Origin of the sequence: Clostridium grantii DSM 8605, from assembly GCF_900129965.1 — a bacterium.
GTDB classification, from domain to species: Bacteria; Bacillota; Clostridia; order Clostridiales; family Clostridiaceae; genus Clostridium_AF; species Clostridium_AF grantii.
On the sequence record NZ_FQXM01000020.1, the window covers coordinates 12,825 to 38,521 of the forward strand.

Below are 25,697 nucleotides of genomic sequence, written 5' to 3' on the forward strand. Positions count from 1 at the left end.
TAATTATAAAAAATTCAATTCAAATATCCATAAGATTGGAGAAAAGCTTATGCGTAAAATCGTTGGTTTTTACAAACAAATAAGCGTTGCAAATAAAAATATTTTTGTGCTTATGATGACTATACTTCCGTTTATTTTAGGAATTGGAATATCTATGCATAAAAATCCTGAGATGAGATACTTTGGGGCAGCTATAAATATTTCAGGGTCACAAAGAATGCGAACAATGTTGATTTCAAATTTTTCACAGAAAATAGGTACAGAATATTTAGAAAATAATGAGGAAAATGTTGATAGTATACGAAAACTCTTAGAATCAGAAGTTTTTATATATGAAGAGTATATGGAGGCATTAGTTTACGGAGATGAAAGTATAAAACTAGATAAAAATAAGTATGATAACATAGTTTCAGAAATAAATAAGTTGTTACCATTAACAGATAAATACATTGAAGTAACTAAAAATATAATAAGTGACCCATCAGATATGGAGAGTATTGATTTTATTGTTGATAATTCACTAGAATTAAAAGATGAAGTTGATAAAATTGTTGGATTATATGAAAAACAATATGAGATAGAAGTAAAGATTCAAAAAAATATTAATATATGGATAGTTATTATTTCAATAATATTAACAGGTTTTGGTTTTGTTCTTACTAAAAAGATAAAACAAAATGAAAAATTTGCTAAATTTGATTATTTAACAGGATTAAAGAATAAAAGTGAAATATATGTAGATTTAAAAGGGAAAGATGTGAGAAAATACTCCGCATTTTTTATTGATTTGGATAAATTTAAATTGGTGAATGATACATTTGGACATTTGATTGGTGATGAAATAATTATTAAAGTGGCAAATAGAATTCAAAAGTTGTTTGAATTTAATTCAGTATATAGATATGGGGGAGATGAATTTTTAGTTCTAAGAGAAAGTGAAAATATAGATGAAGTGAATTTGTTTAATGAAAGGTTAATGAAAAATATAAAAGTAGAAATGGGGCAACCTTTTATTGATTCAAAAGGAAGAAAACATTATTTGAGTTTTTCTATGGGAATAGTTACAAATAATGCTGGGCTTAAAAGTTTTGAAAAATTAATCGAGTTTTCAGATGATTTAATGTATGACAGTAAAAATTACCCCAATAAGGTGAGTATATGCGATACGGTAGAAAAAGCTGAATACAGGATTGAATTGAAAAATGATACAATGAAGGTTATGCAAAATAAAGAAATATTTGCTAAGTTCCAACCAATTTATGATTTAAATAAGAATATAAAAGGATTAGAAACACTGGCTAGATGGAAGCATAAAGGTAAAATTATTAATCCTATAAACTTTATTCCGATAATTTATAGAAATGGATTTATAGAAGAGTTTGATTTATATATGATTAAGCATGCAGGGTTAATATACAAAGAAATATTTAGCAAAAATCCAATTCATAATGATTTTTTCTATTCGATAAATATAACTAAAGACACCTTATATAATTTCAATATAAATGGTATGCTAAGTGCACTTCGAGAATCTCCTATACCAAGAGATAAAATAATTATTGAAGTTTTAGAAGAAGTAATTATTGATAAAGATGTGATAGACAAACTTGAAATATTACATGAAAAAGGATTTAAAATTGCAATTGACGATTTTTCGGCGGGAAATACTTCAATAGATTCTCTTAAGATTAAATATATAAGTTTTATTAAAATTGCTAAGTCAATTACTGATGAACTTATTGGTAATGAATACAATATAAAATTATTAGATAAGTTAGTTGTTTTAATTCATTCCTTAGATAAAAAAGTTGTTGTAGAAGGGGTAGAGACAAAGGAACAATTCGATTTACTTTCCAAATTAAAAGTTGATTTAATTCAAGGATATTATCTATCAAAACCAAGAGATCCAAAAGATTTATAAATTATTATAAAACAATTGAAAGGATGTGGTAGTTATGTTGAAAAATAAAAATGATAAAACTAATAATAAGGTGAGAGAAGATAGGTAATAAGAATTTGCTAAATTCTCTCTAACTTTGAAAGACAAAAACTTATAAATTTTAAGGAGAGAATATGAAAACTGAAATAAAAATTATTAGAAGTGAAAAATCCTGGATTGAAAGCAGTGCTATTGAACAACTTATAAAGGTAGCAGAATTAGAAGGTGTAGTTCAAGCGGTAGGTATGCCAGATTTGCACCCCGGAAAAACTCCAGTGGGAGCTAGTTTTGTTACTAATAATATTGTTTATCCACATTTAATAGGCAATGATATAGGCTGTGGAATGACTCTATTTTCAACAGCAGTAAATAAGAAAAAATTCAAAACCTCTAAAATCATTGAGAAATTAAAAAAACTTGATAGCTTAGAAAGTATTAATATAGATGATTTGAGAGATGAAACAGAGTATACTTTTAAAAATAAACTTGGGACTATTGGTGGGGGGAATCACTTTGCCGAGTTCCAAGAAATTAATGAAATATATAATGAAAAAGCAATGAAAGACATGAATTTAGAAAAGGATAAAATTATGTTACTTGTTCATAGTGGTTCAAGAAGTTTTGGGGAATTTATCTTAAGAAAATTTATTGATGAATATTCTTGCCAAAATGGACTAAAAACAGATAGTGAAGCTTTTCAAGCTTATATGAAGGATCACAATGAAGCTATTAATTTTGCAAAACTTAATAGAGAATTGGTGGCTTATCGACTTATGCAGTATTTAAAGATGAATAATTACTTTGAGGTGATTAATAGCCAACATAATAGTTTGACAGTGAAGAAGGTAAATGGAGAAAATCTTTATATTCATAGAAAAGGTGCTGCTCCTGCAGATGAAGGTTATGTTGTAGTTGCAGGATCTAGAGGATCTAATTCTTATATTGTTGAACCCATTGGAGAACCTAAAGATTTCGCTTATTCCATAGCTCATGGCGCTGGACGGAAGTGGTCTAGATTTTCTTGTAAAGAAAGACTTGAAGGATTATATTCAAAGAAAGATATACGATTAAATAATCTAAATTATAGTGTTATTTGCAAAGATAAAAATTTAATCTATCAAGAAGCTCCAGAGGCCTATAAAAATATAGAAAGAGTAATTGAAGATATGGTTGAAGCAAATATGATAAAGCTTGTAGCCAGCTTTAAACCTTTAATTACTTATAAGGTTTAAGCTTATGTGGATGCAAATAAGCGCAGGGCAGGGCCCGGTAGAGTGTTGTAGATTTGTTTATTTATTTCTTTGTTTAATAAAAAACGAATGCCAAAAGCAAAATATAAAGGTTGAACTTTTGGAGTATGAACAAGGAGAAAAAAAAGATACGCTAAAATCAGCTTTTGTTAAGTTAAGTGGAGAATTAGCAGAAGACTACGCAAAATCCATTGAGGGTTCCATGCAATGGATATGCAAAAGTACGTACAGAAAAAATCATCAAAGAAAAAACTGGTTTATTGAAGTAGAACTTTTTAAGGAAGAGGAAACTATTGATTTAAATTTAAAACAATTAAAGATTGAAACTATGAGATGTAGTGGCAATGGAGGTCAGAATGTTAATAAACTTGAAACCGGGGTTAAAATAACACATTTACCTACAGGAATTGTAGTAAAATCTCAAGAAGAAAGGAGCCAACTTCAAAATAAAAAAATTGCTATGCAAAGGCTTGAAAAAAAGTTGGCTGAACTAAAGTTAAATAAAGTTTTGGAATTAAACGAAGAAAAATGGGGAAAGCATAAAGAAATTCAACGAGGCAATGCAAAAAGGGTTTTTAAAGGAATAGAATTTAAGGAAATTAATTAACATTCTCGAAACAATTTCAACACTAAGTTGTCACATAAATATATTATCATATTATTAACAGATAAATAAAAAACTTATCCCCCTAAAATAAGTTAAATATTAAACTCATACTGATAAAAAAGTGTGGGTTTATTTTTTTATATTGTTAAAAAATGCTTGTTTGGATATAATTAATGATATAAAAGAGTGCAAGAATATCATAAAATTTCGCAGGAGAATTTCTTAAGAAAGGAAGTGGTTCAAATAGATAATTCGAAGAAACTGATACGGTTTGATTGGTTTATAAAAAAGATGTTAAGAGATAAAAGTAATTTTAAAGTACTTGAAGGATTTTTGACAGCTCTACTTAAGAAAGATATTGTTATCTTAAATATTTTAGAGAGTGAAGGGAATCAAAACAGTGAAACTAATAAGTTTAATAGAGTAGATATTCTTGTAGAAGATGAAAATAAAGAAAAAATAATAGTTGAAATTCAAAATGAAAGGGAATCTGATTATTTAGAAAGAATTTTATTTGGAAGTTCTAAGGTTATAGTGGATTATTTTAAGTTAGGTACTCAGTACAAAGATATTTCTAAAATAATTTCAGTTAGTATTTTATATTTTAATCTAGCACTAGGAAATGATTATGTTTATTATGGAACTACAGAATTTTATGGAGTTCATACCAATGAAAAATTAAAAGTTAAGAGGAAAGTTGATAGTATAGGTATAGATGGAAAGAAGATTATTAGCTACAAAGAAAAAGAAAACATTTTTCCAGAGTATCATCTTATAAATGTAGAAAAGTTTAAAGATGTAGTACAAGAGGATATGGATGAGTGGATATATATGTTGAAAAATTCTGAAATCAAGAAAGAGTTTAAATCAAAATATATTAAAGAGGCCGAAGAAAGTTTGAAGATTGGCAAGTTAGATGATGAAGAAAGAAGACAATACGAAAAATACCTAGAAACAGTAGCGATTGAACGAGATATAATGAATACAGCTAAAGAAGAAGGGAAAGAAGAAGGAAGAGAAGAAGGAGCTATTTTAGCAAGAAGAGAAGATATATTGGAAAATTTAAGTGAATTAGGAGAACTTACCGATGAGGTAGTTGAAATAGTTAATAAAGAAGATAATATTGAAACTTTAAAAAAATGGTTAAAGATTTCTATACTATCGGATAGTGTAGAAGAGTTTATTAATAAAATAAAATATGTGACCTAGTAGATAGTTAAGGTATTCCGGTTGAACTATAAATTTATCATGTTCCATAGCTCCTAAATGATGCAGATTTTAGAACAGTATAAATTAAGTGTCACAATGGAATACCTATATATAAGGTTAGATTTTATTAATTATCCTGAGTTACTAAATTTTTGTTATAAGAGTCACTCTATTTATTGTTATAGTAGCAATCCATGTTACAATAATACAAATAAATAAAGTTATAACTATATAAGTTAAGTTGAGACTAATTTGTCCTCCGTATTTAATTAAAACAAATATAATTAAATATAATGGCACATTTGAAATAACTGGAATTATTTTTTCGTCTGTAATGAGTATAGTCATAAGAACTGTTATGCAGCTGGAAAAATACGATAAAATAAATATTATATAAAATAAAGATATACTATAATTTATTGATATATTATTCTGATTTAAAATAATTAACGAATATATCTTTAAAAGTAATAACGATAATATTGATATTGCAGTACTGATTATAACTGGTGGCATTACTTTTCCAATAATAATAGCAAATTTAGAAATATTAGTAGCAAGTAAACTTTCTAATGTTTTAGTCTTTTTTTCATCTAATATTGTATTTAAAGATAATTGGGAACTAAGACTTATAGCTATCAAAATTGATAAAAAAATAGCAATAGAATTAATTGGAAGTAAAGCTCTTTCATCAGTAATAAATACATTATAAGATATACCAACTACCGGAAGTAATATAAAAATAATTACAATAAATATTCTTTTTTTTGAAATTTCTAATTGCCAAAATTCCTTTCGTATAATAGTTAATATATCTTGCATACAAATGTCTCCCCTATTCGAATTCATAGTTTTTAGTAGTTAATTCTAAATAAAATTGCTCTAATGAACTGGTATTGTAGTTTAATTCCCCATTATATATCAAACTTCCATTGTCTATTATTGCAATATTTGTACAAAGTTTTTCTACAGTATTAAGATCGTGACTACTAAAAATAATAGTAGTCCCTGTATCATTAATTTTTTTAAGTAGATTTCTTACTATATCTAAACTTTCTGGATCTATTCCACTTGTTGGTTCGTCTAATATTAATAATTTTGGATTTACTATCAGAGAACATGCTAACGCAAGCCTTTTTTTCATACCATTTGATCAATATCCGCATTTCTCATTTGCTCTTTCATATAGTCTTAATTCTTTTAAAATTTTTTCTGAATTAACTTTAAAATCAGCATATTCGATTTTTGCTACTCTTGCTCTAAATTCTAAATTTTGAAATCCAGTTAAATTATCATAAATTCCATTAAATTCAGGCATATATGCAATTAGTCTTCTACTTATACCAGTAGTACTAGTTTTTGAAGAGTTCAAATAAATTTCTCCAGAACAAGGTTTCAATAAACCTGTAATTAATCTAAACATCGTAGTCTTTCCAGCTCCATTGTGTCCTAAAATACCAAATAAACTTCCACTTGGTATTTGCAAATTAATATTATTAATCACATTTTTTCCTTTATTATAAGAAAAACTTATATTCTCTAATTTTACCATTGTTAGTCTCCTTGTATATTTAAGGTATATTTCTCAAACTTCGCACATGAAAACACGTATTAAAGCATGGATAAATCAAGGTTATTAAACCTCAGAATAGAGCGATTCCTATTAACAATCATATAAAGACAAATACAAAAAATATGAAATTTAGGAGGATTTACTCATATGAATAATATACCATAAAACAGTCAAAATAAAAATTATTTCAAACAATATTTTAGATGTAAAAATAGTATTTGTCGTGACTGTAATAATAAAAAGAAATAGATTTTGATTATCTCTACTGTAATAGTTAGATACATGATGTTTGCTGTTGAAACCAGAAATAATTTAGATAACTGAACTATGGGTGAACTCTTTTTTTCTGCCATGATGAGCTTCAAGATATACGATTTTCAGAAACTTTAAGTTTATTTTTTTATATTGTTAAAAAATGCTTGTTTGGATATAATTAATGATATAAGAGAGGTGAGTTCTCATGAGAAAAAGATTTAATATAACTGGGCCTTGTAATCCTAAAAAGCATTATATGGTTAATATAGATAATAAGCTTGAAATAATAGAAGACATGATAGGTAGAGGCGATTATTTTTTAATAAATAGGCCTAGACAGTATGGAAAGACAACCATAATATCTCAGCTAAGTAAAAGACTTAATGAGTCATATTTAGTTATACGGACTAGTTTTGAAGGTATAGGGGACAAAATTTTTCAGGGTGAAGAAATTTTCAGTTCAAAAATACTAGGTATATTTGCGGAAGCTTTAGAGTTTATAGATGAAGAAAAGGCAAAAGAACTTAGGGATGCCGGGAATGGATTAACTGATTTATTTGAAGTATCCAAAGCAATAACAAAGTTTATTAGCAATTGTGAAAAAAAAGTTATATTACTAATAGATGAAGTAGATAAAGCAAGCAATAATCAGTTGTTTTTAAGTTTTTTAGGTATGATTAGAAACAAATATATAATGGCAAATGATGAATTAGACTATACATTTCATAGTGTAATTTTGGCCTCTGTTCATGATGTTAAAAATTTAAAGCTTAAGCTTAGGGCAGAGGATGAGAAAAAGTATAATAGCCCATGGAATATAGCAGTAAATTTTAATGTAGCCATGAACTTTTTTCCACAGGAAATAGAAACTATGGTAAAAGAATATTCTGTTGAAAACAATATAATAATGGATGTTGAAATGTTAAGTGAAAAAATATACTTTTATACAAATGGATATCCATTTTTGGTAAGTAAGCTGTGCCAAATAATAGATGAAAATATTTTAGAGATAGATAAAAGACCTTGGAACATACAAGATATTGATAGAGCGGTAAAAATTTTATTAAAAGAAGACAATACATTATTTGATGATCTAATTAAGAATTTAGAGAACAATAAAGAATTATACAATTTGGTTAATGATATAGTTCTTAATGGAAACATAATTAGCTTTAATATATCAAATCCACTAGTTAATATTGGATGTGGGTATGGGGTTTTTAAAGAAGAGGAATATAGAGTAAAGTTAGACAATAGGATTTATGAGCAGTTTATTTATGATTATTTAGTATCAAAGTTAGAAATCAAATCTGATAAAATGTCAAGCTATAATTTTAAGAGCAATTTCATAAATCATGATAATAAACTAGAGTTTGAAAAAGTATTGTTAAGATACCAGCAATTTATGAAGGAACAATATAGTTCTGTAGACACTGACTTTATAGAAAGAGAAGGACGATTGCTATTTTTGGCTTTTATAAAACCAATAATAAATGGAGTGGGTTTTGATTTTAGAGAAGTTCAAATATCAGAGGAAAAAAGGCTAGATGTAGTTGTAACCTACAACCAAAGCAAATATGTCATTGAATTGAAAATATGGAGAGGGAAAGAGTATCATAAAAAAGGTATCAACCAGCTTGTGGAGTATTTAGATATTCAAGGATTAGATAAGGGATACCTAGTTGTATATAACTTTAATAAAAATAAACAATATAATCAAGAAAAAATCAATTGCCATGGAAAAGAGATATTTATAGTTTATGTATAAATAAAGAGGATAATATTGAAACTTAAAAAAATGGTTGAAGCTCTCTATATTATCGGATGGTGTAGAAGAGTTTATTAATAAAATTAAGTATGTGACTTAATAGGGCTTAATACTAATAGCTAAAATCAAAGTACCAACTAAAGTTGGTACTTTTTATTATAGAAATATTGAATATAATCATCCTACAAAAAAATGTAAATAAAATTAGAAAAATTTATATCTTAGTGATAAAATAGAGAAAAGAAATTAGCAAATGTGGAGGGGGAAAATCGTGGGTTTAAGATTTGTATTCGGTAGAGCAGGCTTCGGAAAAAGTTCTTTTGCTATGAATAGTATAAAAGAAAATTTACATAAAGATAAACAATTGTATCTTCTTGTGCCAGATCAGTTTTCTTATACTGCAGAGAAAACTATGGTTAAGGAAATTGGGGGAACGGGCATCATAAATGCAGATGTGCTTACTTTTAAAAGAATTGCTAGAAAGGTTTTTAGTGAGGTTGGGGGCAATTCTAAAGATAGGATAATGAATTCTGGAAAGAATATGTTGATTTATTCTATTATGAATGACATAAAAGATGATTTGTCTGTTTTTCAATTAGCGGCCAAGCAAAAGGGATTTGTGGATTCTGTAGCCACAATGATTTCTGAGTTTAAAAATTATAATATATCTGCTTTAGAATTACAAACTTCCTTAGTTAATTTTGATGAGGGAGATTTATTGAAAGAAAAGTTAAAGGATGTAGCTAGTATTTATAAGAGTTTTGAAGAAAAGTTGAAGGATAATTTTATTGATGACGATGACGAACTAACTATTTTAAATAGAAAAATTGATGAAAGCTCTATGTTTGATGGGGAAGAGATATGGATTGATGAATTTAATTCTTTTACTCCTCAGCAATATCTTATTGTGGAGAAAATCATTAAAAAAGCAGCTAGAGTTAACGTGTGTTTGATAGGGGATTATTATAAAGATATTAATAATGAATCTTTATTTAACGTGACTACTTCAACCTACGATAAATTAATTGAAATAGCCATGGAAAATAATATTGGCATAGATAAGCCTATAGTATTAAAAGGCTATAAGGGTAGATTCTCAAACAATATGGAAATTAAGTTTTTAGAAGAGAATTATTTTAAATATCCTTGTGATAGCTACAAGGAAGATAATAAAAATATTTCTATATTAAAAGCTAACAATCCTTATGAAGAAGTAGAAGAAACAGCTAAGAAAATTATTTCTTTATGTAGAGATGAAGGTTATAGATATAAAGATATTGTAGTAGTATCTAGAAATCTAGATACTTATGAGAAAATTGTAAAAGCAATTTTTGATTCTTATGATATTCCACCTTTTATTGATAAGAAAAAAGATGTGGATGATAATCCTTTGATTATTTTAATAACTTCAATAATTGATATATTTAATAAAAATTGGTCTTATGAGAGTGTTTTTAGATATCTAAAATCTGGCTTGATTAAAATAGATATTGATGAAATTGATGCCTTGGAAAACTATGTTTTAGCAGCGGGTATCAGGGGAAAGAAAAGATGGAGTGAATCTTGGGATTATAATATAAATTATAATTTTCAAAATAACAATTTAACTGAAGAAGATGAAATTATGCTAAAAGAAATTAACGAGATAAGAGAAAAAATAGCAAGGCCTCTTATTGATTTGCATGAAAATATTAAAGGAAGTCATAAAGCTTCTGAATTATGTTCTTCTATGTTTAATTTTTTATGTGATTTAGGAATAAATGAGACTATTGAAACTTGGGTTCAGGATTTTAGAAAAAAAGGAAATGAAGAGTTAGCAGTTCAATATAGTGAGATTTGGAATATGGTAATGGAGATTTTCGATGAAATCGTAAATGTGTTTAAAGAAGAAAAAATAATTTTAAAGGATTTTGTGAATATTCTTAGTATTGGATTTCAAAAGAAGAAAATGGGGTTAATACCTCCAACTTTAGATGTGGTAACGGTGGGAAGTATAGATAGAATAAGAAGTCATTCCATTAAAGCTTTATTTGTTTTAGGCGTTAATGATGGAGTATTCCCAGCGGTTATGAAAGAAGATGGGGTATTTAATGATGGGGATAGAGAAAAACTTAGAAACTTTGATATAAATCTTTCGGAGGATTCTAAAGCAAAAACATTTGGAGAACAATTCCTTGTGTATACTACTCTTACCCTTCCTTTGAATTATTTGAATTTAAGTTATTCAATGGCAGATTTTGAAGGAAAAACTCTAAGAGCTTCGGTTATAATAAACAGATTAAAAAAGATTTTTCCTAAGTTAAAAGAAAATAGTATCATTGATGATATTAATAAAGGACAAGAAGATTTTATAAAAGATATAACTATGCCAAAACCAACTTTTAATAATTTGGTAAAGCATGTTTCAAGCAAAAATAAAAAAGCTTTAAATAACCCTGTTTGGGAAGAAGTACATAAATGGTATTGTAGTCATAATAATTGGAAGGATAAGTGTGATATTATTCTTAATGCAGAAGCTTATACAAATCAAGTTAAGCTAATAAAAGAAGAAAAAGTTAAAAAACTTTATGGGAATAAGCTTAATTTAAGTGTTTCTAGACTTGAAAAATATGTGGAGTGTCCTTTTGCTTATTTTGCTCAATATGGGTTAGGGGCTAAAGAAAGAAAGATTTTCAAATTGACACCTCCAGATTTAGGTAGTTTTATGCATGGAGTAATTGATGATTTTTCTAAGCTAGTTAAGGATTCTGATAAACAATGGAGTGAAATTGATGATGAATGGTGCAAGGAAAAAGTGGATTTGATTTTCCAAAGAAAGATAACAGAGATATCTTCATCAATTTTTAATAGCTCAGCTAGGTATAGATATTTTTCTGAGAGATTGAGAAGAGTGCTTATAAAAACTATTTTAGTGATAATTGAGCATATGAGAAGAAGTGGTTTTCAACCAGTAGGTTATGAAGTTATATTTGGCGAAAATGGGGATTACCCTTCTATTGAAGTGGATTTAGAAGATGGGGAAAAAGTTTATTTAAGTGGAAGAATTGATAGAGTAGATAAACTTACTTTAGATGAAAAAGAGTATTATAGAATAATTGATTATAAATCTGGAAACAAGGATTTCGATTTAAATAGTGTTTACTATGGGCTTCAAATTCAACTTATGCTTTATTTAGACGCCATACTTACTAATGAAAATAGTAGTCATAATGAAGAATCTAAGGCAGCAGGAGTATTTTACTTTAGAATAGAGGACCCTATAATCAAGGGAAGCAAAGAAATGAGTCCAGAGAAAATACAACAAGCAATTTTAAAGGAATTAAAAATGAAAGGGTTAATTTTAGAGGATGTTAAAATTGTAACTGAAATGGATAAAGAAATTGAAGGACATTCATTAATAATTCCTGCCAGTGTTAAGAAGGATGGGAATTTAGGGAAATCCTCATCCTTAGCTTCTGATGAAGACTTTAACAGCCTTAGAAATTTTGTTAGAAAGGGATTAGCCTCTACTTGCGAGAGAATGTTAAAAGGAGAAATTAAAATAGAACCTTATAAAAATCAAGATATGGCAGCTTGTAAATATTGTTTGTATTCCTCCGTTTGTAAATTTGATAGCACTTTAGAGGATAATAACTATAAAGTGTTGAAAAAAAGAGATAATGATGAGGTTTGGAGTTTGATTAAGGAAGGGAGTGAAGAATAATGGCAAAGGTGACATGGACGGATGACCAAAGAGCAGCAATTTATACAGAAGGCTGTAATCTTCTTGTGGCAGCAGGAGCAGGGTCAGGTAAAACTGCTGTTTTAGTTCAAAGAATTATTAATAAGGTAGCAAATATTAATAAAGCTTTAGATATAGATAAATTGCTTATTGTAACTTTCACTAATGCTGCAGCTTCCGAAATGAAGGAAAGAATTACAAAGGCAATAAATGGGGAGCTTGAAAAAAATCCTGAATCTGCTATACTTCAAAGACAATTAGCTTTGATGAATAAAGCAAGTATAATGACGCTTCACTCTTTTTGTTTAGAAGTAATCAGAAGTAATTTTCATATCCTTGATATAGATCCAAACTTTAGAGTTGGGGACGGTACGGAAACACTTTTACTTAAAACAGAGGTTATGGAAGAGCTGTTTGAAGAACTTTATGAAGAAGAAACTAGAAAAAAAGAATTTGAAAGATTATTAGAATGTTATTCAGGGAATAGGGATGATGCAAGATTGCAGGAAATGGTAATGAGTTTGTATCATTTTGCAATGAGTTCTCCTTTTCCTATTGAAAAGCTAAATAGTATGGCAGAGGAATTTAATGTTAAAGAAGATTTTGATTTCTCGGAAACTCAATGGGCAAAGGTTATGCTAGAAAATGTTATTATTGAAATAGAAGGACTTCAAAAGATAGCAGTAAATGCTTTGAATATTATAAAAAACACAGATGAGTTAAGTAATTACATTGATAATTTTACAGATGATTTAGCTATTTTACAGGATATCAGTAAAGCAGCGGAAAATTCTTGGGAAGCTCTTAGTACTGCCCTTCAAGAAAGTAAATTTGGAAAGTTAAAGACTATAAAAGGTGTTGAAGATAAGGAAACACAAGAAACAGTAAAAAAAGCAAGGGATAAGGTTAAAAAACAATTAGAAAAAATAAAAAATGATATTGCCCCTTATAGTTCAGAAAATGTTTTTGAAGATTTAAATTATTTATACCCAATTATGAGACAATTATCTGATCTGGTTATTAATTTTATTGAAGGATACGGGACAAAGAAAAAAGAAAAAGGTATTTTAGATTTTAATGATTTTGAACATTTTGCTTTAAAGATACTGGCGCATATTGATGAAGAAGGAAATGTTACACCTACAAAAGCGGCAATAAATTTAAAAAATAAGTATGAAGAAATATTAGTGGATGAGTATCAAGATAGCAATGATGTTCAAGAAACTATTATTAATACAATAGCAAGAAAAGATTCTACTGAAGATAAAGCTAATAATATTTTCATGGTGGGAGATGTTAAACAAAGTATATATAGATTCAGGCAAGCAAAGCCAGAATTATTTTTGCAAAAGTATAGTGCTTACATACATCAAAAAAATATCGCTGCTGATGATGAATATATTAATGAGTCTCAACGTAAGATTACTTTATATAAAAATTTTAGAAGTAGAAAAGAAGTTATTGATGGAGTGAATTTTATTTTCAAACAAATTATGTCTGAGAATGTGGGAGAATTAAATTACGATGATAACGAAAGTCTTAATTTTGGAGCTCATTTTCAGGAAAAACAGGATGAAAGCTTCATTGTAGGGGGACCTATAGAGTTACATCTTATAAATAATAATGGCGATGATATTGAGGAAGAGATTTCAGAAAAACACAGTGAAGAAAGTATCAATGAGGATGAAGAACTTCTTAGCAAGATTCAAATTGAGGCCAGATTTGTAGCTAAAAAAATTAAAGAGTTGATTAATAAAGAAGAGTATAAAAATGAAAAACCTTTTAAAGTTTTTGATAATAAATTGGATAAATATAGAAATGTAGAATTTAAAGATATGGTTATTCTATTGAGAACCACTTCTAACTGGGCAGAAGTATTTTCAGAAGAATTAAAAAAAGAAGGAATCCCAAATTACTCTGATGTGGGTACAGGATATTTTAGAACCGTTGAAATTAGTACTATACTTTCATTACTTCAAATCATTGATAATCCAAGACAAGATATACCTTTAATATCTGTGCTTAGATCTCCAATTGCTTCTTTTACTGAGGAAGAGTTAATTGATATTAGAGCTTTTGGAAAAAATATAGATTTCTATGAAGCCATGGAAATGTTGATTAACAGTGAACAAGAAGATTATGATTTTGCATTTATAAATTTAAAAGAGAAATGTTTTAATTTTATTAATAAACTTAATGAGTGGAGAAAAATTTCTATTCATAAAAGTATAGATGAATTTATTTGGCAGCTTTATACGGAAACAGGCTACTTTGGATTTGTAGGGGCTATGTCTGGAGGAGAAGAAAGGCAAGCAAATCTAAAAATTCTTTTCCAAAGAGCAAAACAATTTCAACAAACTAGTTATAAAGGATTATTTAATTTTATAACCTTTATTAATAAGCTAAAAATAAATGATGGTGATATGGGAAGTGCAAAAATTTTAGGTGAGAATGATAATGTTGTTAGGATTATGAGTATTCATAAAAGTAAGGGCTTAGAATTTCCAGTAGTATTTTTATCTGCTTTAGGTAAGCAATTTAATCTACAAGATTTAAATAAAAAAGTTTTATTCCATGAGAAATTAGGATATGGGCCAGAGGTTGTTGACCTAGAAAAAAGAATATCTTATCCAACAGTGATGAAACAGGCTATTAAAAAGAAGGTAAAAGCAGAAAGTCTTTCAGAAGAAATGAGAGTTTTATATGTGGCATTAACTAGAGCTAAAGAAAAACTAATTCTTACTGGTGTTATTAATAAAATAGATGAAAAAATTCCAAAATGGATTTTATCATCTCAATCAATCGAAGAAAAATTATCTGAATATGATACTATTAATGCAAAAACCTATTTAGATTGGATTGTACCTTCTTTGCTAAGACATAATAATAGACATGAAATTATGAAAGATTTAGATATACCATACTCTGAAACAGTATTAATCAAAGATGAATCTCTTTGGAATTTAAATATATGGAAAAAAGATGATATAATAGTAAGTGAAGAAATTATGGAAGGTAATATAGTTATAGATGAATTAAAGGAAATACATGAAAAACAAGAAGAACTGAATAAAGAAATAGATAAACGATTATCCTGGAAATATGGATATGATAAAGCAGTATCAATGGCGACAAGATTTACAGTTACAGAGCTTAAAAAAGCAGAAAGAAATAGTGTTCAAAGTGACGAAGGAGAAAATTTATTTAAAACACCAATCATTAAAAAACCATCATTTATGGAAGATAAAAAAGATTTAAGTGCTGCTGAAAAAGGAACATTAATACATTTTATTATGCAAAAAATTGATTTAAACAAGGTTTCATCAATAAAGGATATTTACAGTGAAATTGAAAGAATGGTTGAGAAAGAGTTTATAAGTGAGGAAGAAGCTAAATTTATAAATCCTCATAAAATACTAAATTTCTTTAAATCTAAATTGGGAATTAGCATGCTTAAATCAGAAAATTGTAGAAGAGAGATTCCTTTTTTGATAGAAGTAAAAAGTACAGAAATTTATGAAGAACTAGAAGAAGACAAATACAAATACAAAGATGAAAGTGTATTGCTACAAGGAATTATTGATTGTTTTTTTGAAAAAAACAATGAATATATATTAATAGATTACAAAACTGATTATGCAACAAAAGAAAACTTAGAAGAGATAAAAGAAAGATATAAAATGCAATTGACATATTACTCAAAAGCTATCGAAAAAATTACGGGTAAAAAAGTCACAAAAAAATATTTGTACTTATTTGGCATAGAAGAGGGAATACTTATTTAATTGGAGGACATATTATGGATACTGAAATTAAGAAAATAAATGAATTTAACTTAAATGAAAGAGTGGAAGGATACTTTATGATTAAAAGTTCTGAGTGTAGAACTTCTACTAACAGTAAGCAATATTTAGATATGGATTTAGGAGATAAAACTGGGGAAATAAATGCAAAGTATTGGAATATGAATGAAGGTGAAGATAAAATTTATATTCCAAATACTATAGTCAAAATAAGAGGCTTAGTGACTAGTTGGCAAAATAATGTGCAATTTAAAATTGAAAAAATAAGAGTTGTTAACGAAAGCGATGATATTCAAATTGAAGATTATGTTCCTTCGGCACCATATAAACCAGAAGAAATGTTTAATGATGTTATGGAATTTTTAAAAAAAATAGAAAATGAAGATATAAAAAATATTGCGGAGTATATAGTTGATGAGAATAAAGTAAAATTAATGCATTTCCCAGCTGCTAAAAAGAATCATCATGCTATAAGAGGAGGACTTTTATATCATACAACTACTATGTTAAAAGCGGCAGAAAAACTTTCAGAGGTATATACTTTTTTAAATACAGATTTATTATATGCAGGAGTTATTCTTCATGATATGGCAAAAATGCAAGAAATGCTTTCAAGTGAATTTGGAGTTGTATCTGAGTATACTATTGAAGGACAACTGCTTGGGCACATCATACAAGGTATAAAAAATATAGAAGTAGTGGCAAGTGGCCTTGGTATAGATAAAGAAGTAACTATGTTGTTGCAGCATATGGTTTTATCTCATCATTATGAAGCAGAATATGGAAGCCCTAAAAAGCCTATGATTCCAGAGGCTCAAATGTTACATTATCTAGATACTTTAGATGCAAGCATGTATGATATGAAAAAAGCTTTAAATGATACAAAAGAAGGAGAATTTTCAGATAGTATTTATTCACTAGAAAGAAGAAGGATTTATAAGCCGTCATTTTCAAGTAAAAATGGAGTATAAAATTTATTTTCTATATGAAAATATTTACAATATAGACAAAAGAGAAGGTATACTTTATAATTTTTAGTAACTACTTGGTTTACATGAGACATAGCTAAAAAAAAGGTAAATCAAAATAAAAAAATCTGATGAGCGAGGTTATGTTTATGAAAATTCTATTTGTTGCTTCGGAAGCTTTCCCATTTATAAAAACAGGGGGATTAGGCGATGTTGCTTATGCTTTACCAAAAGCATTAAGAAAAGTTGGCGTAGATGCAAGAGTTATTATACCGAAATATTCTCAAATAAAGGATCATTTTAAAGATAAAATGACAAAGTTATGGGATTTTGAAGTGCCAGTAGGAGAAAAGAATCAATATTGTGGATTATGGAAATTAGAACATGATGGTATACCATTTTACTTTATAGATAATGAAAGTTATTTTAATAGAGAAAATCCTTATGGAGAATACGATGATGGAGAAAGATTTGCTTATTTTTCAAAAGCAGTTTTAGATTCAATAGTGCATTTTGATGAGTTTGTACCTGATATACTACATTGTAATGACTGGCATACTGCAATGTGTATCCCAATGCTTCAAGCATTTTATCAAAATCAAGGTATTTATCAAAATATGAGAACAGTTTTTACTATTCATAATTTGAGATATCAAGGAGTTTATGGAGAAGAAGTATTATGGCAACAATTAAATCTAGATAGTGGATACTACAGCGAAGATAAATTAAAGTTTCACGACGGAATTTCCTTTATGAAGGGTGGAATTGTTTATGCTAATGCTGTATCAACAGTAAGCCCAACTTATGCTGAAGAAATTAAGAATGAGTATTATGGAGAAGGCTTACATGGGTTACTTCAATCAAAATCAAGCAATTTATTTGGAATACTAAATGGGCTTGATACTGATATAAATGATCCGAGAACAGATATGCATATGTTTGTAAATTATGATGAAAATACTTTAGATAATAAAGCTAAGAATAAAGAAAAACTTCAAGAAATGCTGAATTTACCCGTTAATAGGGATATTCCTATGATTGGAATGGTAACAAGATTAGTTGATCAAAAGGGATTAGACTTGATTCAAGCTGTTATTGGAGAGATGTTGCAAGAGGATATACAATTTGTAGTGCTAGGAACTGGAGACAGGCAATATGAAGATATGTTTAAGTTCTTTGCTTGGAAATATCCGACTAAATTATCAGCTAATATCTATTTTGACGCTTCGCTAGCTCAAAAAATTTATGGGGCTTCAGATATGTTCCTTATGCCATCTCAATTTGAACCTTGTGGAATTGGTCAATTAATTGCTTTAAGATATGGTAGTATACCTATAGTTAGAGAAACTGGAGGACTAAACGACACAGTATTCTCCTACAATGAGTTTACTGGAGAAGGAAATGGATTCTCTTTTGCAAACTTTAATGCTCATGATATGTTATATACTATAAGAAGAGCAATAGGTTGCTATTGGAACAAAGAAACTTGGACAAAACTAGTTTATAGTGGTATGACTGGAGATTATACTTGGGATAAATCTGCAGGAGAATATATTGATATGTACAATTGGGTACAAACACACTAAAGCAAAAGAAATGCAAATGAAGGTAAGGGGTGAAAGTATGAAATTTAATAAAGAAAGTTTTAAATCGGATTTCAAGAAAAAAATTGAGAATATGTTTGGAATGGAATTAAATGATTCCTCCAAGTTACAGAAATACGTAGCACTAGGAAGTTTGATAAAAGATTATAGTACTGAAAATTGGATAAAAACAAATAAAACTTATAAAGCTAATGGGAATAAGCAAGTTTATTATTTTTCAATGGAGTTCTTGATTGGAAGATTGTTAAAAAGTAATTTAATAAATTTAGGAATTGAAGAACAATGTGCTGATGCATTAAAAGAACTTAATATTGATTTTAATGAATTAGAAGAATTAGAGGCAGATGCTGGACTTGGTAATGGCGGTCTTGGTAGACTGGCTGCATGCTTTTTAGATTCTATGGCTTCAATTGGAGTTCCAGGTCATGGTTGTGGGATTAGATATAGATATGGGTTGTTTGAACAAAAAATAGTTGATGGATATCAAGTTGAAATACCAGATAATTGGTTAAAAGAAGCGAACGTTTGGGAAACAAGAAAAGATAATAAATCAATTATAGTAAAGTTTAATGGAAATATTGTTTCTGAAATGAAAAATGGAAGACTAAATTTTACTCATGAAAACTATACAGCAGTAAAAGCGGTTCCGTATGATACTCCAGTTATCGGTTATAAAAATAATACTGTTAATAACTTAAGATTATGGAGTGCAGAAATGGTTGAAACTGAAGAAGAATTTGATTTTTGTGGATTTAGTAAAGGTGATTATGGAAGAGCTCAAAATTATAAATCTTCTATAGAGTCAATTTCACAAATTCTTTATCCAGATGATTCTCATACAGAAGGTAAAATCTTAAGATTAAAACAACAATACTTTTTAGTTAGTGCAGGACTTCAAAGCATACTAAGATCTTATAAAGCTAGCGAAAAAAGTATTCATGATTTAGATAAATATGTATCTATTCATATTAATGATACGCATCCATCCATGGCTGTAGCTGAGTTGATGAGAATTCTAGTTGATGAAGATGAATTGACTTGGGAGGAAGCTTGGAGAATAACTACTAATACAATGTCTTACACAAACCATACAATTTTATCAGAAGCTTTAGAAAAGTGGGATATTAATATTTTTAAAGAGTTATTACCAAGAGTTTATTCTATCATTAAAGAAATAGATAGAAGATTTAAAGATGAGATTTTACAAAAACATCCTAATAATTGGGAAAAAGTAAATAGTATGTGTATAATTCATGATGGAAAAGTAAGAATGGCTAACTTAGCTATAGTAGGAGGCCACTCTGTTAATGGAGTTGCTAAATTACACACAGAGATATTAAAAAATAGAGAACTTGCAGATTTTAATAGATTCTATCCAAATAAATTTAATAATAAAACTAACGGAATTACTCATAGAAGGTGGCTTATTCAATCAAATCCTAAATTAACCGAAGCTATAAATGAAGCTATTGGCAAGGGATGGGTTAAAGAACCTAAGCAATTAGTAAGTTTATTGAAATATGCTAAAAATGAAGACTTTAAAGAAAAAGTATATAATATAAAGAAAGAAAACAAAGAAGTATTTTCAAATCATGTAGCAGAAAAGTATGGAGTTAAAATCGATCCTAACTCAATTTTTGATGTTCAGGTAAAAAGACTTCATGCTTACAAGAGACAGGCAATGAACTTGATGAATATAGTTCATTTATATAATACTTTAAAAGAAAATCCTAATATGGATATTGTACCAAGAACATTCTTCTTTGGAGCAAAAGCTTCACCTAGTTACTATTTAGCTAAAGAAACTATAAAATTAATAAATACTGTAGCTTATAAAATAAATAATGATAAAAGCATCAATGATAAAATTAAAATTGTATTTTTAGAAAATTATAGAGTTTCATTAGCAGAGAGAATTATTCCTTGCGCAGATTTAAGTGAACAAATTTCTACGGCATCAAAAGAAGCTTCTGGAACAGGAAATATGAAGTTTATGATGAATGGTGCAGTTACCATTGCAACACTTGATGGAGCTAATGTAGAAATAAGAGATGCAGTAGGGGATGATAATATTGTAACTTTTGGTATGACTGCAGAAGAAGTAATGAATCATGAAAAATATGGTGGATATTGCTCAAGAGATTATTATAATGATGATATGAGAATAAAAAGAATTATTGACGGAATAATGGGTGGACAATTTGGTGGTTATAACAATGAGTTCAATAATATTTATAATTCTTTAATTAACTATAATGATGAGTACTTTGTGCTTAAAGACTTTGATTCATATGTAAAAGCTCAAGATAAAGTTAATAATCTTTATAAAAACAGAAGCAAATGGATGGAGATGTCCATAACAAATATAGCTCACTCAGGAATATTCTCTAGTGATAATACTATTAAAGAATATGCTAATGAGATATGGAATACGAAACCAATAAATATTAAATAAAAGATTAAAATTGATTTTAAAAGTAAAAATAAAAGCCTTTATCATTTATATTTGATAAGGGCTTTTAGTATTTTGTATTTTTAAAAAATCAAAGTTTTTCTTGAAAAATTCTTAACTATCTTGATGTTGTTGTAGATTTATAATTTGTATTTTTCTCTGTTGTACTGGTTGTGGTGGTTGCTTCGTCAGGTATATAAATATTTAAGCCAATATTAAGTTCTTTTTCATTTGTGATATTGTTTTTATCCATAATAATTTTCACAGCTTTTTCAGGGTCTGTTGAAGGTAAGTACTTTATAGCTAAACTGTATAAAGTATCTCCTTTATTAATAATATGAGGAATGGTATTAGCAGTATTTATTTGATTTTGAGGAATTAAAATCTTAGAACCAATTTTTAAAACATCAGTTTCTCTAATATTGTTAATTTCGGTTAACATCCTCAAAGCAGAATTATAAATACTCCAGCTCATTTGAGTTGTTGCTATTGAGTATAAAGAATCTCCTTCTTTAACCAAGTATTCAATATATTCATCTTCAGCAACATTTTTTTGCTCTTCACTATTTTTAGCAGAAGAATCGCTATCCTTTGATGAGTTTTTATCAGTATTATTACTAATATCAGTTTCATCTAGAGTATTGTCTTTAGCCTCCATAGCATTTTGAATAGGTGCTTCTGGTTTATTGTAATTTAAAGTTCTGTAAATAAAAAATAAGCCTACAATAAGAAAAGTCAAAGTGCAAATAATAATTATGGGTTTTTTGAAAAATTTCAAAATCAACACCTCCTTGTATAGTGTTTAAGTATTAACTATCTATCTTGAAGTATTGACAATTATTTTATTTTTAAACATGAAAATGTATTTTATATGCAAATAAAATAAAGAACTACTTAATTACAACTAGCAAAATCTATGGACAAACAAAACATAAGAGTACTGAAATCTAACTGGGTGGAAGTACTTTTTCTATTGTAGGTTGAATATGTAATTATGTTTTTCAAATTAACAATTTTGTTATATAATAGAAAAATGAAGATTGTGAAAAAAAATTCTTGTAATATATTATTACGACGACAGATTAATTAAAATTAAGGGAAATTATATGAGGAGACGAGATAAATGAAATTTAAAGGCAATATAGGGATACTGATTAGTGTGTATGTCGGGTTTATAGCATCTACAATAACAACAATAGTGATGAGTGATGATAAAAAATTAGCTACAGGGGCATGTACCGTAGCATTTATTTTAATTAGTGTTTTCTTTTTAGGATTTAATTGGATAAAAGAATTTGAAATAATCCATAATAAAATAATTTTTAGAAGAATTTTTTGGTCAAGTGAAATATTAATTAAGGATATAAAAGACGTTAAATGGACAAAAAGAAAATTTATAATTAATAGGAAAAAGAAAGCACCTATTAACTTTTATTTAGACCAAATTAAACAAAAAGAGTTGGGAAAATTCTGTGAATTTATTGAAAAAAATATACAATAAAAAAATGCTGCAATGATGATCAATACAAGTAAGGACACTAGATAGTTTTGTATTACAACAAAGTTAACTGGTGTTTTTTTGTTACCATTATATAGAGTTAATTAAGCATCACTTGAGAATAAGTATTGACAAGATTATACAAATAATGAAAAATAGTTGAATTTATTTATAGTTAAAAGTGTAACTTTTTAATTTCTCATACGAATAAAGGGTGTAAAGAGGTGATGATATGGATGAGGATAAACTATTAATGATAAAATTTCAAAATGGGGATAAAGATGCTTTTGAAGAATTGATTAGTAAATATAGACATAAGGCCATTTCCTTTGCAATAAGATTTGGTTGTGATCATTATATTGCAGAAGATATTGTACAGGAGTGTTTTGCTTATTTGTATGTAAACAGAAATAATTATAATATTAAATTTTCATTTAAAACATATTTGTACGCTATGATAAAAAACAAATCAATAGATTACATGAGAAAATGGAACAGAGTATGTCCTTCAAGTGAAGTTGATATGATGGGTATTAGTTTGAATACTCCAGAGGAGATTTACTTGCAGAAGGAAGAAAGTGAAGAGCTTAATTCACAGGTGAAAAAACTGAAAGATGATTATAAAACAGTGGTTTACTTAATAGATTATGAGGGATTTACATATAAAGAAGCAGCATCAATTATGAAAAAAACAGTTCCTCAAATAAAGATACTAGTATTTAGAGCAAGAAAAAAAATAAAAACATTATATTGTAATGGAGGGTTGAATAGTGACTTCACAAAATCAAAAGGATAGAGAATTTATAAATAGTGTTTGGCAAAAGGTTGATAGATTAGAAAAATTACAAAAAGCTAAAGAACGGAAAATAAAAATGATATTAATATATTTAGTATGTCCTTTAGTAGTAATAATCCCTTTTATTATTTTAGGGTTACTTGATTCAAGCATAGTGTTTTTATTGGGTATTTATGCTATGTCTGTTGCATGTTATTTTGATAATTCATTTACGGTAAATTAAATAAAGGAGGCATATTTATGCTGTGGAAATTAGTATTAAAAGAAATTAAATATCAATTTAAAACCATTACAATATATGTTTTCTTTGGAGTTATATTTTTATTTTATTTTAGTCAATTTGGAATTGAGGCGCAGGAAATTTATAAACCAGATCCAGGAAGTAATGACTATGGGGTTGTAGAGATAACTGATGAATATGAAGAAATGAGTGGAATTTATATTCAACTAAAAAATGATTTATTATCTGGTGAAGTGGGGAAATATACACCACTATACAAAACTGTAAAACTTACTGAGCAAGAAAAAAGTAAGTTAGTAAATTGGCTAATGGAAATTGCACCAACGGGAGAAATTAAAGATGCTAAAACAGATATAAAGGTAGGATATGATAGATTCATTGATATAATACATTCCTACGATGATTTGATGGGTGGAAATACAGTTTATAATGATGAAAATAGGCATTCTTTTAGAGGAAAAACATATGAAGAGGCTTTACAAGAGTATAAGGATTTAAAAAATAAAGATAAATTTACTAATGGATCCGCTAGATTATTCGTTGATTACTTGGGGATAACGGCTGGTTTATTTCCAATATTCATTGCAGCCTTTGTTTTATTGAGAGATAAAAAAAGTAGAGCTAATGAATTGATAAATAGTTCAAAAATATCTTCTATAAAATACGTATTTTCAAAGTATATAGCTGTTTGCATTTGTGTAATGTTAGGGTATTTAGTTTTAGCTACATTTACTACAATAAAATATATGATTGTAGCCAATAAATTGAATTTAGTGATTGATAATTTTGCTTTTTTAAAATACACAATAACTTGGATTACTCCTACAGTTTTATTTACTGTAGCAATGGGCATGCTTTTATCCATAATATTTAATAATGCCATTATAGGTATTGTTGTGCAGGCTATAATATGTTACAAATCCTTGATGCCTCTTGAAGGAGATTATTCACTCACAAAAAATATTATAAGGTTTAATTCATTAGGAAATCACGAAAATTATATTTATTGGAGAAATACAATCATTACAAATAGATTGTTTTTTACGGGAATATCATTAGTGATGGTAATGGCTACTGTTTATTTATGGTCAATTAAACGAAAGGATTATTAAAAGAAAAATATAAAAGAGGTGGTTTAAAAGATGAATATAAGTATTAATAATTTAAATAAATTTTATGGAAAAAATATAGTGCTTGATAATATAAATTTAGAAATTGGTGAAGGAATGTTTGGGCTATTAGGTCCCAATGGTGCAGGAAAGACAACATTAATGAGGATATTAACTACTATATCAACCAAAAGTGGTGGGGATATTACAATTAATGATATAGATATATCTAAAAGGCAGCTTATTAGAAATAGTATTGGATATCTACCTCAAGAATTTTCTTTGTATCCTAATATGACTGTATATGAAGCTATGGACTACATGGCGCTTTTGTCAGACATTAAGAATAATAAAACCCGAAAAAACCTGGTTATTGATTTATTAAAAAAAGTAAACTTGGAAAATGACTTGAGAGTAAAAGTAAAGAATCTTTCGGGTGGTATGAAAAGAAGGTTGGGTATAGCACAAGCATTATTAAATGATCCTAAAGTACTTATAGTGGATGAGCCAACAGCAGGATTAGATCCAGAAGAGAGAATAAGGTTTAGAAATTTATTAAGAGATTTTTCAGTTGAAAGAATTGTTATTTTGTCCACTCATATTGTAGAAGATATAGAATTTACTTGTGAAAATCTAGCTATTTTAGATAAAGGGAGTATATTATACTCTGGAAAAGTTGTGGATATGTTAAGCCTTGCTAAGGAAAAGGTGTGGACAATTATTACTAAAAGAGAAGATATTGATGAAATCAGAAAGAATAATATAGTGATTTCTACTGTGTCTGAAGGAGACAATATACGAGCTAAAGTTCTTTGTAGCACTAAACCATATGAGAATGCTATTGAAGCCAACCCAACTATTGAAGATGCTTATATGCAAATCATGAAAGCAGTATAGGTTGGAT

17 protein-coding genes and 1 pseudogene are annotated in these 25,697 nt (G+C 27.9%); 15 read left to right on the forward strand and 3 right to left on the reverse strand.

Annotated elements, in window-relative coordinates; all coding sequences use genetic code 11:
* The first annotated feature begins 49 nt into the window (after positions 1-49).
* From BUB83_RS15195 to BUB83_RS15210, 4 genes are all read left to right on the forward strand, one after another.
* Complete coding sequence (locus BUB83_RS15195) at positions 50-1,921, forward strand: EAL domain-containing protein (protein WP_073339396.1); 1,872 nt, start codon at positions 50-52, stop codon at positions 1,919-1,921.
* Positions 1,922-2,073: 152 nt separating this feature from the next.
* Positions 2,074-3,171 carry an RNA ligase RtcB family protein gene (locus tag BUB83_RS15200; RefSeq protein ID WP_073339397.1) on the forward strand — a complete coding sequence of 366 codons (1,098 nt, stop codon included), beginning with the start codon at positions 2,074-2,076 and terminating at the stop codon, positions 3,169-3,171.
* A 10-nt stretch (positions 3,172-3,181) separates the two neighbouring features.
* Positions 3,182-3,796: a peptide chain release factor H gene (gene prfH / locus BUB83_RS15205; RefSeq protein WP_242950693.1), complete on the forward strand. Its 615-nt coding sequence runs from the start codon at positions 3,182-3,184 to the stop codon at positions 3,794-3,796.
* Positions 3,797-3,982: 186 nt separating this feature from the next.
* A complete protein-coding gene (locus BUB83_RS15210; protein ID WP_207649341.1) occupies positions 3,983-5,005 on the forward strand; it encodes an Rpn family recombination-promoting nuclease/putative transposase in 1,023 nt (340 codons plus the stop codon).
* A gap of 144 nt (positions 5,006-5,149) precedes the next feature.
* Here BUB83_RS15210 and BUB83_RS15215 read toward each other — a convergent pair whose 3' ends face one another.
* Together BUB83_RS15215 and BUB83_RS22750 are read right to left on the reverse strand one after the other, a co-directional pair.
* Positions 5,150-5,827: a hypothetical protein gene (locus BUB83_RS15215; protein ID WP_073339400.1), complete on the reverse strand. Its 678-nt coding sequence runs from the start codon at positions 5,825-5,827 to the stop codon at positions 5,150-5,152.
* A 13-nt stretch (positions 5,828-5,840) separates the two neighbouring features.
* A pseudogene (locus BUB83_RS22750) lies at positions 5,841-6,557 on the reverse strand (ABC transporter ATP-binding protein).
* 481 nt (positions 6,558-7,038) lie between these two features.
* Between BUB83_RS22750 and BUB83_RS15230 the strand changes: the two are divergent.
* The 6 genes from BUB83_RS15230 (at position 7,039) to BUB83_RS15255 (ending at position 21,152) form a co-directional block, all read left to right on the forward strand.
* A complete protein-coding gene (locus BUB83_RS15230; RefSeq protein ID WP_073339404.1) occupies positions 7,039-8,601 on the forward strand; it encodes a P-loop NTPase family protein in 1,563 nt (520 codons plus the stop codon).
* 271 nt (positions 8,602-8,872) lie between these two features.
* The gene (addB, locus tag BUB83_RS15235; protein ID WP_073339405.1) at positions 8,873-12,304 is read left to right on the forward strand and encodes a helicase-exonuclease AddAB subunit AddB; all 3,432 of its coding nucleotides are present in this window, start codon (positions 8,873-8,875) and stop codon (positions 12,302-12,304) included.
* Positions 12,304-16,107 (forward strand): helicase-exonuclease AddAB subunit AddA, encoded by a 3,804-nt coding sequence (addA, locus tag BUB83_RS15240; RefSeq protein ID WP_073339406.1) that lies wholly within the window; start codon positions 12,304-12,306, stop codon positions 16,105-16,107. The genes addB and addA overlap by 1 nt, the downstream gene beginning before the upstream one ends.
* A gap of 14 nt (positions 16,108-16,121) precedes the next feature.
* Positions 16,122-17,096 (forward strand): 3'-5' exoribonuclease YhaM family protein, encoded by a 975-nt coding sequence (locus BUB83_RS15245; RefSeq protein ID WP_073339407.1) that lies wholly within the window; start codon positions 16,122-16,124, stop codon positions 17,094-17,096.
* A 146-nt stretch (positions 17,097-17,242) separates the two neighbouring features.
* Positions 17,243-18,679: a glycogen synthase GlgA gene (gene glgA / locus BUB83_RS15250; protein ID WP_073339408.1), complete on the forward strand. Its 1,437-nt coding sequence runs from the start codon at positions 17,243-17,245 to the stop codon at positions 18,677-18,679.
* Positions 18,680-18,716: 37 nt separating this feature from the next.
* A complete protein-coding gene (locus BUB83_RS15255; RefSeq protein WP_073339462.1) occupies positions 18,717-21,152 on the forward strand; it encodes a glycogen/starch/alpha-glucan phosphorylase in 2,436 nt (811 codons plus the stop codon).
* A gap of 115 nt (positions 21,153-21,267) precedes the next feature.
* On the opposite strand, the gene BUB83_RS15260 is transcribed toward BUB83_RS15255, so the two are convergent.
* Complete coding sequence (locus BUB83_RS15260; protein ID WP_073339410.1) at positions 21,268-21,927, reverse strand: LysM peptidoglycan-binding domain-containing protein; 660 nt, start codon at positions 21,925-21,927, stop codon at positions 21,268-21,270.
* Between the two features lie 345 nt (positions 21,928-22,272).
* Between BUB83_RS15260 and BUB83_RS15265 the strand changes: the two genes are divergently transcribed.
* From BUB83_RS15265 to BUB83_RS15285, 5 genes are all read left to right on the forward strand, one after another.
* A complete protein-coding gene (locus BUB83_RS15265) occupies positions 22,273-22,650 on the forward strand; it encodes a hypothetical protein (RefSeq protein ID WP_073339411.1) in 378 nt (125 codons plus the stop codon).
* 229 nt (positions 22,651-22,879) lie between these two features.
* Positions 22,880-23,443 (forward strand): RNA polymerase sigma factor, encoded by a 564-nt coding sequence (locus tag BUB83_RS15270; RefSeq protein ID WP_073339413.1) that lies wholly within the window; start codon positions 22,880-22,882, stop codon positions 23,441-23,443.
* The gene (locus tag BUB83_RS15275; RefSeq protein ID WP_073339414.1) at positions 23,418-23,666 is read left to right on the forward strand and encodes a hypothetical protein; all 249 of its coding nucleotides are present in this window, start codon (positions 23,418-23,420) and stop codon (positions 23,664-23,666) included. Before BUB83_RS15270 ends, BUB83_RS15275 begins: the two co-directional genes overlap by 26 nt.
* A gap of 17 nt (positions 23,667-23,683) precedes the next feature.
* Positions 23,684-24,796, forward strand: coding sequence for an ABC transporter permease (locus BUB83_RS15280; protein ID WP_073339416.1), 1,113 nt, complete (start codon positions 23,684-23,686; stop codon positions 24,794-24,796).
* Between the two features lie 30 nt (positions 24,797-24,826).
* Entirely contained in the window at positions 24,827-25,690 is an 864-nt protein-coding gene (locus BUB83_RS15285; protein WP_073339417.1) for an ABC transporter ATP-binding protein, read from the forward strand.
* The last annotated feature ends 7 nt before the right edge of the window (positions 25,691-25,697 follow it).

What these genes read in the sequence shown, in the direction of transcription:
- BUB83_RS15195 (WP_073339396.1), top strand. Translation starts at nt 50, where the DNA reads ATGCGTAAAATCGTTGGTTTTTACAAACAAATAAGCGTTGCAAATAAA.
- BUB83_RS15200 (WP_073339397.1), top strand. Translation starts at nt 2,074, where the DNA reads ATGAAAACTGAAATAAAAATTATTAGAAGTGAAAAATCCTGGATTGAA.
- prfH (WP_242950693.1), top strand. Translation starts at nt 3,182, where the DNA reads ATGCAAATAAGCGCAGGGCAGGGCCCGGTAGAGTGTTGTAGATTTGTT.
- BUB83_RS15215 (WP_073339400.1), bottom strand. Translation starts at nt 5,827, where the DNA reads ATGCAAGATATATTAACTATTATACGAAAGGAATTTTGGCAATTAGAA.
- BUB83_RS15230 (WP_073339404.1), top strand. Translation starts at nt 7,039, where the DNA reads ATGAGAAAAAGATTTAATATAACTGGGCCTTGTAATCCTAAAAAGCAT.
- addA (WP_073339406.1), top strand. Translation starts at nt 12,304, where the DNA reads ATGGCAAAGGTGACATGGACGGATGACCAAAGAGCAGCAATTTATACA.
- BUB83_RS15245 (WP_073339407.1), top strand. Translation starts at nt 16,122, where the DNA reads ATGGATACTGAAATTAAGAAAATAAATGAATTTAACTTAAATGAAAGA.
- glgA (WP_073339408.1), top strand. Translation starts at nt 17,243, where the DNA reads ATGAAAATTCTATTTGTTGCTTCGGAAGCTTTCCCATTTATAAAAACA.
- BUB83_RS15255 (WP_073339462.1), top strand. Translation starts at nt 18,717, where the DNA reads ATGAAATTTAATAAAGAAAGTTTTAAATCGGATTTCAAGAAAAAAATT.
- BUB83_RS15265 (WP_073339411.1), top strand. Translation starts at nt 22,273, where the DNA reads ATGAAATTTAAAGGCAATATAGGGATACTGATTAGTGTGTATGTCGGG.
- BUB83_RS15270 (WP_073339413.1), top strand. Translation starts at nt 22,880, where the DNA reads ATGGATGAGGATAAACTATTAATGATAAAATTTCAAAATGGGGATAAA.
- BUB83_RS15280 (WP_073339416.1), top strand. Translation starts at nt 23,684, where the DNA reads ATGCTGTGGAAATTAGTATTAAAAGAAATTAAATATCAATTTAAAACC.
- BUB83_RS15285 (WP_073339417.1), top strand. Translation starts at nt 24,827, where the DNA reads ATGAATATAAGTATTAATAATTTAAATAAATTTTATGGAAAAAATATA.